13 protein-coding genes are annotated in these 13,479 nt (G+C 72.1%); 9 read left to right on the top strand and 4 right to left on the bottom strand.

Annotation, left to right across the window (positions count from 1 at the left end; all coding sequences use genetic code 11):
* Positions 1-57: 57 nt before the first annotated feature.
* Positions 58-705, bottom strand: coding sequence for a GGDEF domain-containing protein (locus O7597_RS28835; RefSeq protein ID WP_269741838.1), 648 nt, complete (start codon positions 703-705; stop codon positions 58-60).
* A 254-nt stretch (positions 706-959) separates the two neighbouring features.
* On the opposite strand from O7597_RS28835, the gene O7597_RS28830 reads away from it, so the two are divergent.
* The 5 genes from O7597_RS28830 (at position 960) to O7597_RS28810 (ending at position 5,289) form a co-directional block, all read left to right on the top strand.
* The gene (locus O7597_RS28830; protein WP_164449783.1) at positions 960-1,199 is read left to right on the top strand and encodes a DUF397 domain-containing protein; all 240 of its coding nucleotides are present in this window, start codon (positions 960-962) and stop codon (positions 1,197-1,199) included.
* 132 nt (positions 1,200-1,331) lie between these two features.
* Positions 1,332-2,219, top strand: a complete 888-nt coding sequence (locus tag O7597_RS28825) for a helix-turn-helix transcriptional regulator (protein WP_269741837.1) — start codon at positions 1,332-1,334, stop codon at positions 2,217-2,219.
* 237 nt (positions 2,220-2,456) lie between these two features.
* Complete coding sequence (locus tag O7597_RS28820; RefSeq protein WP_281581308.1) at positions 2,457-3,512, top strand: LacI family DNA-binding transcriptional regulator; 1,056 nt, start codon at positions 2,457-2,459, stop codon at positions 3,510-3,512.
* Between the two features lie 2 nt (positions 3,513-3,514).
* Positions 3,515-3,721 (top strand): hypothetical protein, encoded by a 207-nt coding sequence (locus O7597_RS28815; RefSeq protein ID WP_269741835.1) that lies wholly within the window; start codon positions 3,515-3,517, stop codon positions 3,719-3,721.
* A 44-nt stretch (positions 3,722-3,765) separates the two neighbouring features.
* Entirely contained in the window at positions 3,766-5,289 is a 1,524-nt protein-coding gene (locus O7597_RS28810) for a serine/threonine-protein kinase (RefSeq protein ID WP_269741834.1), read from the top strand.
* 39 nt (positions 5,290-5,328) lie between these two features.
* On the opposite strand, the gene O7597_RS28805 is transcribed toward O7597_RS28810, so the two are convergent.
* Positions 5,329-6,024, bottom strand: coding sequence for a carbon-nitrogen hydrolase family protein (locus O7597_RS28805; RefSeq protein WP_269741833.1), 696 nt, complete (start codon positions 6,022-6,024; stop codon positions 5,329-5,331).
* Between the two features lie 71 nt (positions 6,025-6,095).
* Here O7597_RS28805 and O7597_RS28800 point away from each other — a divergent pair, with 71 nt between their 5' ends.
* Together O7597_RS28800 and O7597_RS28795 are read left to right on the top strand one after the other, a co-directional pair.
* Complete coding sequence (locus O7597_RS28800) at positions 6,096-6,899, top strand: DedA family protein (protein ID WP_269741832.1); 804 nt, start codon at positions 6,096-6,098, stop codon at positions 6,897-6,899.
* 73 nt (positions 6,900-6,972) lie between these two features.
* Positions 6,973-7,395: a protein-tyrosine phosphatase family protein gene (locus tag O7597_RS28795; protein ID WP_281581307.1), complete on the top strand. Its 423-nt coding sequence runs from the start codon at positions 6,973-6,975 to the stop codon at positions 7,393-7,395.
* Positions 7,396-7,527: 132 nt separating this feature from the next.
* Here O7597_RS28795 and O7597_RS28790 read toward each other — a convergent pair whose 3' ends face one another.
* Positions 7,528-9,801: an excinuclease ABC subunit UvrA gene (locus tag O7597_RS28790; protein ID WP_269741830.1), complete on the bottom strand. Its 2,274-nt coding sequence runs from the start codon at positions 9,799-9,801 to the stop codon at positions 7,528-7,530.
* A gap of 176 nt (positions 9,802-9,977) precedes the next feature.
* Between O7597_RS28790 and O7597_RS28785 the strand changes: the two genes are divergently transcribed.
* Complete coding sequence (locus tag O7597_RS28785; RefSeq protein WP_281581306.1) at positions 9,978-10,703, top strand: MerR family DNA-binding transcriptional regulator; 726 nt, start codon at positions 9,978-9,980, stop codon at positions 10,701-10,703.
* 161 nt (positions 10,704-10,864) lie between these two features.
* Here the strand turns inward: O7597_RS28785 and O7597_RS28780 are convergent, their stop codons facing one another.
* Positions 10,865-11,752 carry a hypothetical protein gene (locus O7597_RS28780; protein WP_281581305.1) on the bottom strand — a complete coding sequence of 296 codons (888 nt, stop codon included), beginning with the start codon at positions 11,750-11,752 and terminating at the stop codon, positions 10,865-10,867.
* A 313-nt stretch (positions 11,753-12,065) separates the two neighbouring features.
* On the opposite strand from O7597_RS28780, the gene O7597_RS28775 reads away from it, so the two are divergent.
* Positions 12,066-13,412, top strand: coding sequence for a serine hydrolase (locus O7597_RS28775; protein ID WP_281581304.1), 1,347 nt, complete (start codon positions 12,066-12,068; stop codon positions 13,410-13,412).
* Positions 13,413-13,479: the final 67 nt, after the last annotated feature.

Genomic DNA, 13,479 nt, shown 5'->3' with positions numbered 1-13,479 from the left:
GCCTGGTTACGGCGGAGTACCCACCTGAGGGGCGGCGACGCGTGGTGCGGGTTGATGTCAGCACTCGGCGAGGTACGCGGTGTCGCGCAGCGCCCGGCCCGGTCGGCCGCTGCCGAGCGCCTTGGCCTCGTACATCGCCGCGTCGGCGCGGTTGAGCGCCTCGGTGAGCTGGCTGTCCAGCACGGGTGCCAGACCGACCGAGGCGGTCACCCGGAGGGTGACGGCACCCATCGGGATCGGCGCGGCGAGCATGTCGTACAGCCGCCGGGTGGCGTGGTCGATCCACCGCCGGTCGAGGGTCGGGCTGGCCAGCAGTCCGGCGAACTCGTCACCGCCGAGGCGGGCCACCAGGTTGTCACCGGCGAAAGTGGCCAGTCGCTGGGCGACGCTGACCAGTACCTGATCTCCCGCGGCGTGCCCGTACCGGTCGTTGATCTGCTTGAAGTCGTCGAGATCGAGGACCACGGCGATCAGATGGCAGCCGGAGCGGTCGGTGAGCAGCGTCGCGGCGAGGCGGTAGAAGGCCCGTCGGTTCGGTAGGCCGGTCAGCGGGTCGTGGCTGGCGGCGTGCCGTTCCGCGGTGAGTTCGGCCTGGAGACGTCCGATCTCCGCCTCGGCCCGCACGGCCCGGCGTCCCAACTGCCAGGAGGAGAGCAGCGCTCCTGCGGCGCAGATGCCGGACGCGACGGTCAGCGGATCCGGCACCACCATCTCCCTTCTCCGCGACACACGCCCGACACCTGGTGGCGGACGCTGCCAGACACCTCGTTTCCCCTGATGGTCGTCAGGTTCGCGGGACAGAGCGTGCGCAGGTAGGCGGCACGCACGTGCGTTATCATCCCCGGTGTCCATTGCAGATGCAATAGCAGATGCACGTGCATAACGAGCGACGCCGCCCCTCAAGCCGCTACCGCTCCTCCCACGGCACCGGCGCCAATCGGAGAGAACAGAAGCCCCTCATGCAGCAGCCGCCAAACGGTGTACCCGTTGACCACTTGCCTCCCCTCGCCTGGCAGAAGAGCCGGCGCAGCAATCCCAGTGGAAACTGTGTCGAGCTGGCGGAGCTGCCCGGCGGTGCGGGAATAGCCCTGCGCAACTCCCGGCACCCGGACGGACCCGCGCTGATCTACACGGTGGACGAGATCGCCGCGTTCGTGCTCGGCGCCCGGGACGGTGACTTCGATCATCTGATCGGCTGACCCCACATCCCATCGACGGGATTCGTCCCGCACGGGATGGGCGGTTCACCTCACTGACGGTTCATGGCATGCTTACACGTCGGTCGAGTCGGTCCACCGGTTCGACCACTGACGGCATGCGGAGGACGGTAGGTGACCATGGTTTCCGCCGAGGAGGGTCCGGCGGCCGGCCCGACCGTGCTGCGGATGCTGCTGGGTGCTCAACTTCGACGCCTGCGGGAGTCGCGGGGTGTCTCCCGGGAGAGCGCCGGCTGGGAGATCCGATCCTCCGAATCGAAGATCAGTCGGATGGAGCTGGGTCGGGTCGGGTTCAAGGAACGCGACGTCGCCGACCTGCTCACGCTCTACGGCGTCACCGCCGAGCAGGAGCGCGCCGCGCTGCTCAAACTGGCCCGCGACGCGAACAACCCGGGCTGGTGGCACCGGTACGGCGACGTCCTGCCGTCGTGGTTCCAGTCGTACCTCGGGCTGGAGGCCGCGGCCGCGCTCATCCGCAGCTACGAGGTCCAGTTCGTCCCGGGCCTGTTGCAGACCCGGGAGTACGCCCGCGCCGTGGTGCTGCTCGGTCACGGCACGGCCGGTCCCGAGGAGATCGACCGTCGGGTGGATCTGCGGATGCGCCGCCAGGAACTGTTGGCCCGGCCCCGCCCACCGCGCCTGTGGGCGGTCGTCGACGAGGCGGCGCTGCGCCGGCCGATCGGTGGCCCGCAGGTGATGCGCGGTCAACTGGAGGCGCTGCTCGAGGCGACGCGTACGCCGAACGTCCGGCTGCAGGTGATCCCGTTCGCCGCCGGTGGGCACGCCGCCGCCGGTGGCGCCTTCACCATCCTGCGCTTCGGTGACCAGGACCTGCCCGACATCGTGTACATCGAACAGTTGACCAGTGCCATCTACCTGGACAAGCGCGAGGATCTCGACTTCTACGCGGTGGCCATGGAGCGGCTCTGCGTCGAGGCCGAGCCACCGGAGCGCACCCCGGAGATCCTGGAACGAATGATCGCCGACCTCACCCCCCGCTAACACCCCCACCCCGCACCCCACCCCCCGCGCGCACCGCCCGCCCGGGGGTGCGCTGCGTTGCGCGCGGACCCAAGCGTTGATCATGAAGGTATCGCCGGGGCAAGCGCTTTCCGCAGCAACAACTTCATGATCAACCTGGGGGTCGGGGTGGTGGGGGATTGACGGGGGTGGGGGTGGGGGGTAGCGTCTGGATCGATCCAGTTGCTGGATCGATCCAGAGGGCAGGGGGGTGGGGAGATGAAGCCGACCTTGCGGGCCGTGGCTGAGGCCGTCGGTGTCTCGCGCAGCACCGTCTCCAACGCCTACTGCCGTCCTGACCAACTCTCAGCACAGCTGCGTCAGCGCATTTTGGGGACCGCGCGGGAGATGGGCTACCCGGGGCCCGACCCCACCGCCCGGTCGCTGCGGCGGGGCTTCGTGGGCGCGATCGGGGTGCTGTTCACCTCCCGGCTGTCGTACGCGTTCACCGACCCCTTCGCCGTCCGGTTCCTCACCGGGGTGGCCGAGGCGGCCGAGCGCCACGACAGCAACCTGCTGCTGATACCCCTGCCCGACGACGCCGTCGGCGCGCGCACGGCGGTGGAGAACGCCGCCGTCGACGGGTTCTGCGTCTACTGCGCCGGCGACGAGGAGGGCATTCTCGACGCGATCCGTGGCCGTGGCCTGCCCTTCGTCACCACCTCCTCGCGTCCCCGGGCGGGTGACCTCTGGGTGGGCATCGACGAACGGTCCGCCGCCCGGTCCGCCGCGACGCACCTGACCGCCCTCGGCCACCGGAAGGTCGCCCTGCTCGGCCACGACGTGCTGCCCGACGCGCCTGCCGGGCCGCTGCTGGTCGACGACGTGGCCGACGTGCCGCATCCCACCACCCGGGACCGACTGGCTGGCTTCGCCGACGCCTTCGCGGCGGCCGGGGTCGCCTGGCCTGACCTGACCGTGCTCACCGCGACCGACAACACCCGAGCCGCGGGCGCCGCCGCGGTCAGCGCGCTGACGCACCTGCCCGAGCCGCCCACCGCGGTGCTGGCCTGCTCCGACGTGCTCGCCCTCGGCGCACTCGACGTCCTGCGGGCCGACGGCGAGTGGGGACGGGGTGTCTCGGTGACCGGCTTCGACGACATCGCCGAGGCCGCCCCGGCCGGCCTGACCACCATCAGCCAACCCGGCGAGGCGAAGGGCCGAAGCGCCGCCACGCTGCTGCTCGACCCGCCCGTGGACACCGCCGCGGGCCAGATCCTGCTGCCCACCACGCTCGTCGTCCGGAGCAGCTCCGGACCGCTGCCGAGGAGTTGACCATGGAACAGTCCACCGGCTTCGTCATGGCCGTCGACGCGGTGACCCGCCATGTCCTGTCCGCCCGCCCGGACGCGCCGGTCCGACCCGACGTACCCCGGCCGGAGCGGCTGGTGGTCACCCGCCGGTTCGCCGCCGGGGCGCTGCGCCGGCTCGCCGAGAAGATCCAGCCTCGTCCGGTGCCCGCCCCGCCCGCCTGCCGTACGTAGGACGGGTGGTGCGCCGGGCGGTGCAGCAGGCAGACTGGAGGCCCATGTCGCCGTTCACCCCCAGCCTGCGGTTGCACGACCGCTACGTGCTGCACGACCGCGTCGGCCTCGGCGGAATGTCCGAGGTGTGGCGCGCCGACGACGAGGTCCTGGGCCGGTCGGTCGCGGTGAAGGTCCTCGCCGGGACGTTCGCCGTCGACCCGGACCTGCGGGCCACCCTCCGGCGGGAGGCCCGTGCGGCGGCACGCCTGGCTCACCCGCACGTGACCCAGGTGTACGACTACGGCGAGGCGGCTCTGACCGACGGCAGCGTCGTGCCGTACCTGGTGATGGAGCTGGTCGACGGGCGGAATCTCGCCGACCGGCTGGCCGACGGCCCGCTGCCCTGGCGGCCGGCCCTGCGGATGGCCGCCGAGGTGGCCAGCGCGCTGGCTGCCGCGCACCGCCTCGGCGTGGTGCACTGCGACGTCAAGCCGGGCAACGTCATGCTCACCGACGACGGTGCCAAGGTGCTCGACTTCGGCATCGCCGCACTCGCCGGGGCGCCCACGCCCGGTGGGCGACCGGCCGGCGGCGCCCTGATGGGTACGCCCGCGTACCTGGCGCCGGAGAGGTTGGGCAACGCCCCGCCCCATCCGGCCAGCGACGTGTACGCCCTCGGCGCGCTGCTGTACCGCGCCCTCACCGGTGACGTGCCGCTGCCCGTGCGTAGCTGGTCGGACGCGGTCCGGGTGCATGCCGACCGGCCGGCCGTGGCACTCCCACGGGTGCCGGGCCTGCCGGCGGATCTCGCCCAGCTGGTGCTGGCCTGCCTCGACCCTGATCCGGAACGACGTCCCACGGCCGGACGACTGGCCACCCGGTTGCGTGCCGCCGCCTCCGGTCCGGCGGCACCGGCCACGGTCGACGGGCCGGTCGTCAGCGGCGGCGGGCAGCAGCCGCAGGAAACCACCCGGCCGGTGCGCCACCATCCGCCGACCTTGATCGAGCCGGCGGACCGCCCGGCCGTCGTGTCCGGCATCGCGCCACGATCCGCGTCCCGTGGACCACTGCGGGCCCGCGGCCGGCCGGCACCCGGACGGCCGCCGGGCCGGCGCGGACCCACCGGCCCGCCCACCGGTGCGCTCGTCACGTTCGCACTTGTCCTGCTGCTGGGCCTGGGCGCGGCGCTCGTCCTCGGCGACCGGGGCGACGGGCAGCCGACGGCCACCCCCACCACACCCTCGGCCGATCGGCCGACCTCCGCCGCGCCGGCCGCACCACGACCCGCCGAGACCTCGCCGGCCGATCCACCGGAGCCGGCGAGCCTGCGGGGGGCGGCGGTCGAACTCATCGCGCTGCTCACCGAGGCGCAGCTCACCGGCGAGATCGAGCGGAAGGCCGCCGACCGGTTGCGTAAGGAGCTGACCGAACTGGTCGGGAGCCGGTCGAAGGACCAGCAGAAGCGACTGGAGGATCTGCGCGAACGGCTCGACGACGAGGTGGACCGCGGTCGGCTTCCCGCCGACTTGGCCGATCGGGTCGACGACGTGCTGGACCGGTTCGAGCAAACCCTGCCGCAGGGCTGAACGGTCCGGCACCGGCCAGCAGCCGGTCGGTGCGGACGGTCAGGTCAGGGTCGCCTGGACGAACTCACCCGGCGCGGTCCCGGCGCGGGCGAGGACCGAGCCGTCCGACGACCAGATCGCCGATCGTCCGGCCGTCTCGGTGTAGCCGCCGCCGGTGGCGCCGGCGAAGCTGGCGACCGCGACCGCGACCCGGTGGGTGGTGCTGATCCGCAGCGCCCGCTGATCCGGCACGTGCGCCTGGGCGGCGGCGTCGACGATCGAGGCGGCGTACACGTCGACGCCGGCAGCGCAGGTTTGTTCCGCGTGCGCCACGACCCCGGTGTCCTTGCAGATCGCCAGGCCGATCCGCCAGCCGTCGACGTCCAGCACGACCGGTGCCGGTCCGGGGCGGAAGCGGCGGGCCTCGACGTCCCCGAGCCACATCTTGCGGTACGCCACCTGGACCCCGGTGCCGTCCACGGCGAGGGTGGCGATGTGCTCCCCGGCCACCGGCGCGCCGACCAGCGCTACCGTCCCTGCCGCCGTACACGCGGCGACCAGCGGCGCGAGCCGCGGATCCGCCGGGTCGACCGGCGCGGCGTCGAGTTCGTAGCCGGTGAGCGACAGCTCCGGAAAGACGACCACCCTGGTCGCGGCGGCACGGACGATCGCGGCGTGCGCCGCCACGTTCGTCGCCACGTCGTACGACACGCACGGGGGCTGGGCGACGGCGACGGTCAGCGGAGGGCGGGGCATGCGCGCAGCCTAGTTCCGGAAAGTCGACGCCGGTGCGCCGACTCTCAGGTGCGGTTCGTAGCGTGTAGGACATGACGCATGTCCGGTACGCCTCGCCCTCGGTCGTCGGCCAGTCCGCACCACCCGAGGACGGCCTGGTCGGTTTCGTCACCGACCTGGTGGAGCGGCTCGGTGGCCCGGGTGCGGGGCTGGCCGTGGCGCTGGAGAACCTGTTCCCGCCGATTCCCAGCGAGGTGATCCTGCCGCTCGCCGGGTTCGTCGCGGCGCAGGGGCGGATGAACGTCATCGGGGCCATCTTCTGGACGACACTCGGTTCGCTGCTCGGCGCCCTCGCGCTCTACTGGGTCGGCGCCGCGCTGGGCCGGGAGCGGACGCGGGCCATCGCGGCGCGGCTGCCGCTGGTGAAGCTCAGCGACATCGACCGGACCGAGGAGTGGTTCCTGCGGCACGGCGTCAAGGCCGTCTTCTTCGGACGGATGATCCCGATCTTCCGGAGCATGATCTCCATTCCGGCCGGGGTGGAACGCATGCCGCTGCTCACCTTCGCGGTCTACACCACGCTGGGCAGCCTGATCTGGAACACCACCTTCGTGATGGCCGGTTACCTGCTGGGCGACAACTGGCACCTGGTCGAGGGGTACGCCGGCATCCTGCAGAACGTGGTCATCGCCGCCACGGCGTTGGGTGTCGTCTGGTTCGTCGTCACCCGGTTGCGCCGCTCGCGTCGAGCCGGCGGACTGCTGCCGAACGACAGCGGCGCCGGCCTGACCGACTCGACGCCCACCGGGGTGCCGGATCCCGACGGGCGGGGCACCATCTACCGCAGCGTCTGGTCGGACGGCCACGAACGGACCGACCGGGAACCCCGGCGCTGATTCCGGCCAGCCCCGGTGCGGACGACACGCCGCAGCGTCGCCGGACGTCGCGGTTTGCCGGCGAGGAGGTGTGGTGCGCGGATCGGACTGGGCGGACGGGGCCGGTGTGGTGGAACTGCCCGGCGGGGTCCGGATGCGGGGCCGCCGGATCGGTGACCCGGCGACACCGGCCGACTTCAGCCTGCTGCTCGCTGCCGGGCCGGTGCCCGGTTGGGCGTACCGGCGGGTCCGGTGGCCGGACTTCTGGGTTCCGCTGGATCGGGCGGACGCGCTGGACGCGCTCGGTGAGGCGCTGCGTCGCGGGTACGCCGGCCAGCGGGTGGAGGTGGCCTGCCGGGGTGGCACGGGACGGACCGGCACCGCCTTGGCGGCGCTGGCCGTCCTCGACGGGTTGCCCGCCGAGGACGCGGTCGACTGGGTACGCGCCGCCTACCGGCCGGACGCGGTGGAGACACCCTGGCAACGGCGCTGGCTGCGCCGGCTGTCCGCGGTCTGACGAGCCCGACCGGCGGTGTGGTGGTGGGGCCGGCGGGATGCGTAGCTCCGCGGCGTCGACGCGGCAGGAGCACCCCGGTCGGGCGACGGGGGGCCGGAGCCGGTCGGCGGGCGCCACCGGCTCCGGCGGCGTTCAGCCGGCCACGTAATCCCGCAGGTGGCGGGCGGTGAGCGTGTCGCCGCGCGCCACCAGGTCGGCGGGGGTGCCGGTGAACACGATCCGACCGCCGTCGTGACCGGCACCCGGTCCGAGGTCGATCAGCCAGTCCGCGTGTGCCATCACCGCCTGGTGGTGCTCGATGACGATCACCGTGTTGCCGGCGTCGACGAGCCGGTCGAGCAGCGCGAGCAGCTGGTCGACGTCGGCCAGGTGCAGTCCGGTGGTCGGCTCGTCCAGCACGTAGGTGCCGGCCTTGTCGGCCATGTGGATGGCCAGCTTGAGCCGTTGTCGCTCGCCGCCGGAGAGGGTGGTCAGTGGCTGGCCGAGGGTGAGGTAACTCAGCCCGACGCCGGCCATCCGGTCCAGGATGGTCCGGGCCGGTCCGCCGGGGAAGAAGTCCCGGGCCTCGGCCACCGACATGCCGAGCACCTCGCTGATGGTGCGCCCGCGCAGCCGGTAGGTGAGCACCTCGTCGGTGAAGCGGCGACCCTCGCACTGCTCGCAGACGGAGGCGACGCCGGCCATCATCGCCAGGTCGGTGTAGACCAGCCCGATGCCCTTGCAGGTGGGGCAGGCGCCCTCGGAGTTGGCGCTGAACAGGGCGGCCTTGACCCCGTTGGCCTTGGCGAAGGCGGTGCGTACCGGGTCGAGCAGGCCGGTGTAGGTGGCCGGGTTGCTGCGCCGGGAGCCACGGATCGGGGCCTGGTCCACGACGACCACACCGTCGCGGCCGTGCAGTGAGCCGTGCACCAGGGAGCTCTTGCCGGAGCCGGCCACGCCGGTGACCACGGTCAACACACCGAGCGGGATGTCCACGCTGACGTCGCGCAGGTTGTGCAGATCGGCGTGCCGGATCGCGAGGTGCCCGCGAGGCGTACGGACCGGTTCCCGGAGCCGTACCCGGTGGTCCAGGTGCCGACCGGTGAGCGTGTCGGAGCGGCGCAGGCCGGGCACGTCCCCGGTGTAGCAGATCCGGCCACCGGCGGCACCGGCACCGGGACCGAGATCGACCACATGGTCGGCAACCGCGATGGTCTCCGGCTTGTGCTCGACCACGAGCACCGTGTTGCCCTTGTCCCGCAGCCGTAGCAGCAGGTCGTTCATCCGGGCGATGTCGTGCGGGTGCAGGCCGACAGTGGGTTCGTCGAACACGTACGTGATGTCGGAGAGGCTGGAACCGAGGTGCCGGACCATCTTGACCCGCTGCGCCTCACCACCGGAGAGGGTGGCCGACTCCCGGTCGAGGCTGAGATATCCCAGACCGATCTCGACCAGCGAGTCCAGCAACTCCCGAAGGTTGCCGGTCAACGGGGCGACCGACGGGTCGTCGATGCGGCGGATGAACCCGGCCAGGTCGCTGATCTGCATCGCGGCGCACTCGGCGATGTTGCGGCCGGCGATGCGGGAGGACAGCGCCGCCGCGTTCAGCCGGGTTCCTCCGCAGTCGGCGCAGGTGGTGAAGGTGACCGCCCGGTCGACGAAGGCCCGGATGTGCGGCTGCATGGACTCCCGGTCCTTGGCGAGGTAGAGCCGGCGCACCTTGACGAACAGACCCTCGTAGGTCAGGTTCGTGCCGCCCACCTTGATCTTCGTGGCGGGCTTGTGCAGGAGGTCCTGCCACTGCTGCGGCGTGAAGTCCTGGAGCTTGACGTCCGGGTCGAACAGGCCGGAGCCGACGATGGTCTGCCAGTACCACGTGTCGACGGCGAAGTTCGGCACGGTGATCGCACCGTCGTTGAGCGACTTCTCCACGTCGACCAGTTCGTTGACGTCGAGATCGGAGACCCGGCCCAGGCCCTCACAGGTGGGGCACATCCCCTCGGCCAGGTTGAAGCTGAAGGCGCCGGCCCCGCCGACGTGCGGGTCACCCAGCCGGCTGAACACGATGCGCAGCATCGCGTACGCGTCGGTGGCGGTGCCGACGGTGGAGCGCGAGTTGGCGCCCATCCGCTCCTGGTCGACCACGATGGCCGGGGTGAGATTGCGTAGCGAGTCCACGTCGGGCCGGGAGAGGTTGGGCATGAACGACTGGAGGAAGGCGCTGTAGGTCTCGTTGATCAGCCGCTGGGACTCGGCGGCGATGGTGCCGAAGACCAGTGAGGACTTGCCGGAACCGGACACGCCGGTGAAGACGGTGAGCCGGCGCTTGGGGATGTCGACCGAGACGGCGTCGAGGTTGTTCTCCCGCGCCCCGCGTACCTCGATGACGTCGTGACTGTCGGCGGCGGACCCTGCTGACTGCTGCATGCGAACCCTTCGCGAGATCGTGGACGGACTCCCGCCCGGGAACTGGCTTCCGATGGCCTGGCCGGGTTCAATTGTCTCATTCAAGTGCTTGTGGAGACTTTCTCGGCAAACTGGGCACTGGTCAGCCCGATAGATGACGAGAAGTCTCAAACGACATGGGAGGCTAGACTGAGGCGGTGGTGGATCGTCGGGGCAGTGGACGGTTGCGTGCGGTGGATCTCGCCGCGACGGCGGGTGTCTCCGTACAGCAGGTCCGCAACTACGTCGACCTCGGCGTGCTGCCTCCGGTCGAGCGCACCCCGAGCGGCTACCGGATCTTCACCGACGCGCACGCGCGGGCCCTGGCGGTGGCCCGGTCGGTGGCCGACGGGCACGGCTGGACGCGTACCCGGGAGATCATGACGGCGGTCCACCGGGGTGACCTGCCGACGGCGCTGGCGTCGCTGGACGCCGGACACGCCGAGTTGGACCGCGAACGGGCCGAGATCCGGATGGTGCTCGGCGCGTTCGAGACGGTGGTCGGTAGTCCACGCCGGCCCACCGCCGTACCCCGCCGGGCGGTACGCGTCGGGGTTGTCGCCGATCTGGTCGGGGTCCGCACCTCACAACTGCGTCTGTGGGAGGCGCGCGGCCTGCTGCGCCCGGTCCGCGAGGCGGGCACCGGCTACCGGGTGTACGACGAGGCCGAGCAGCGTGCCGCCCAGGTGGTGGCGTTGCTGCGCCGGGGCGCGTACCCGTTCGAGATCATCACGGCGGTGCTCGACGAGATGCGGACCACCGGGAGCCCGCAGCGGGTTCGGGCCGAGCTGGCCCGCCGCGAGCAGGAACTGCACCGTCGCAGCCGGCGGCGGCTGGCCGCCTCGGCGATCCTGCACGACTATCTGTGCCAGCTGGCCGGCTGACACCGCTCGGCCAGGCACCTGGACCGAAGGCGGTGATGTCACGACGACATGTTCCGGTCTGAGTGACATCACCGCCTGAAGGCGATCTTCCAGCGGAGGCTCGGTCAACGTGGTGTTCGAGGGCGAACCACTCGTCTAGCTGCTCCGGGTGGCTCAGGTCGTCAGCGCGCCGAGCAGGGCCTGGCCAGGTTGACCAGATCGGCGGGCCGGTTGCCGTCGACCCGACCGATCGCGGTGGCGATGCGGTTGATCGCCGCGACGCGCCGGTCCTCCAGCGGGCCGATGATGGCGTTGCGCACGAAGTTCGGGCCGCCCTGAGGGTTGGCCGCCTGCCGGGCGAGGCGGGCGTTGGCGTCGGCGATCTGGCTCTCCAGGTTGGCGAGTTCCCGCCGTACCTCCGCGGCGGCCTGAGCCGGCACCGCCGGCAGCCGGTCGGCCACCGTCGGGCAGTTCACCCGCTGTGCCACCCCGGCCCCCGCATTCCCGTTACCCGCATTCCCGTTACCCGCGTTGCCGTTGCCCGCGTTGCCGTTGCCCGCGTTGCCGTTGCTCGCGTTGCCGTTGCCCGCGTTGCCGTTACCGGCGTTGCCGTTGCCCGCGTTGCCGTTGACGGCGCTGGGCACCCCTGCGGCGTTCAGGCCGCAGGGGGCGAGGCTGGCGAGGTCGGGGCGTTGACCACCGACACGGGAGATGTTGATGCCGATGCGATCGAGGGCGGCGGTCCGCTTGCTGGCCAGCGGCCCGAGGATGGCGTTCTGGATGAAGGCGGGGCCGCCCTGGGGGTTGGCGGCCTGCTGGGCGAGGCGGACGTTCGCCTCGGCGATCTGCTTGTCGAGGTTGGCCAGTTCCTGCTCCACCCCGGCGACGGCGGCGGCGGGCACGTTTGACAGCTTGTCCCGTACCGTCGGGCAGTTCGCCGTCTGCGGCTCGGCCGCGTCGTCGGCGGAGGCCAGCGTCAGACCACCGCCCAGGAGCACCACCGCCAGCACACCGACGCCACCGAGCTTCAAGGCAGCGTGCTTACGGTGCTGCTGCGTACGCCTGACCATGCTTCTCTCCTCATGATTGACCGCCCGACGGGTCGGCCCGTCGGCTGGTGCGCAAAGGGGTGCCCGGAAAGACGCTCGGCGGCGGCGGCCGGCCCCGCCCCGCATGCCGAGGACCCTCGCGGGTGACATCGGACCGAGCCGCGCGGGAGCGCTCCCGCCGCAGGTCCGGGCGTTTCATGTGTTCGGTCGTGGATACGGGGGGTGGGCGCGATCGGTTCAACGATCTGCGGCGACGATCGCGGCCAACGTCCGACCCGAGCCGGCCGAGCGGGGGTGGGCGACACCGACGATCCTGCCGTTAGTCTGCGTGTTCATGAGAGTCCGGGACCTGGCCACCGGTTGCGCCGCCGTCGCCGCCCTGGCCACGGCGGTGACTCCCGGTCCTGCGGTGATCACTGTCGGTTCCAGATCGTCCACCTCGGTCGCTCGGCCGGCCGCCGCCGCGCCACCGCTACCCCCGTCGGCGCCCGCGACGTCGGCCCCGACGACCGTGCCCTGTCCGAAGGCGGTGGCACCGAAGGTGGCCCGGTCGCCGAGGCCGACACCACCGCCATCCGTCGCGGCGCACCGGGTGGTCGGCGGAGCCGCGTTGGACACCCCCGGTCTGGTGGTGCCGCCGGGAATGCCGACCTCACCGAGGGTGACGGCGACCTCGTGGCTGGTGGCGGATCTGGACACCGGCGAGGTGCTGGGTGGCTGCGGTCCACACGAGTACGCCACCCCGGCCAGTGTGCAGAAGCTGCTGCTCGCCGCGACCATGCTGCCGAAACTCGATCCGGCGCAGGTCGTCACGGTCACCAGGGAAGACCTGGACATCGCACCGGGCAGCTCGGCGGTCGGGCTGCTGCCGGGCGGTCGCTACCGGGTGGAGACACTCTGGCTGGGGCTGCTGCTGCAGTCCGGCAACGAGGCGGCGAACGCGTTGGCCCGCCTCGGCGGCGGCGCCGAGGGCGTGACCGGCGGGGTGCGGGCCATGAACGAGCAGGCCAGACTGCTCGGCGCGTACCAGACCCACGCGGTCACCCCGTCCGGGCTGGACGCCCCCGGCCAGTTCACCAGCGCGTACGACCTGGCCCTGATCGCCCGGGTCTGCTTCGCCGATCCGACCTTCCGGCGGTACGCGCTCACGGAGCGCGCCCGCATCCCGGCGCAGAAGGCGGTGCGGGGCAGGGGCTTCGAGATCCAGAACGAGAACCAACTGGTATATCGCTATGCCGGTGCCCTCGGCGGCAAGACCGGCTTCACCGATTACGCGCGGCACACCTATGTCGGCGCGGCCGAGCGGGACGGTCGCCGACTGGTCGTCACGCTGCTCGGCGCCGAGCCCCGGCCGCAACGCGGCTGGGAGCAGGGTGCCGCGCTGCTCGACTGGGGCTTCGCGCTGCCCCGGCGGACCAGCGTCGGCCGGCTGGTCGAGCCGGGAGAGCTCGACGCCGCTCCGTCACCTACGGTGACCGGGCCGGTCGAGGTGGCACCGCCGCTCGACCAGCCGCGGGTCGGCACCGCCTCCGCCCAGGCGGCCGGCACCGCCTCGGCCACCGGCGGGCCGGGCGCGGGAACGTTCGTGGCGCTCGCCGTCGGAGCGCTCGCGATCACCCTGGCAATCCTCGCCGCCCGACGCCCGCGCCGAACAGATCTTGGTGCGAAACCGCCCTCATGAGGGCTGCCCGGGTCCAAGATCCGGGCCGCAGTGGTGGTCGATTTGCGGGACTGGTCGGAATTCACCC

This window comes from Verrucosispora sp. WMMC514, assembly GCF_027497295.1.
GTDB lineage: Bacteria > Actinomycetota > Actinomycetes > Mycobacteriales > Micromonosporaceae > Micromonospora > Micromonospora palythoicola.
This window is presented reverse-complemented; position numbering and strand designations above follow the sequence as displayed.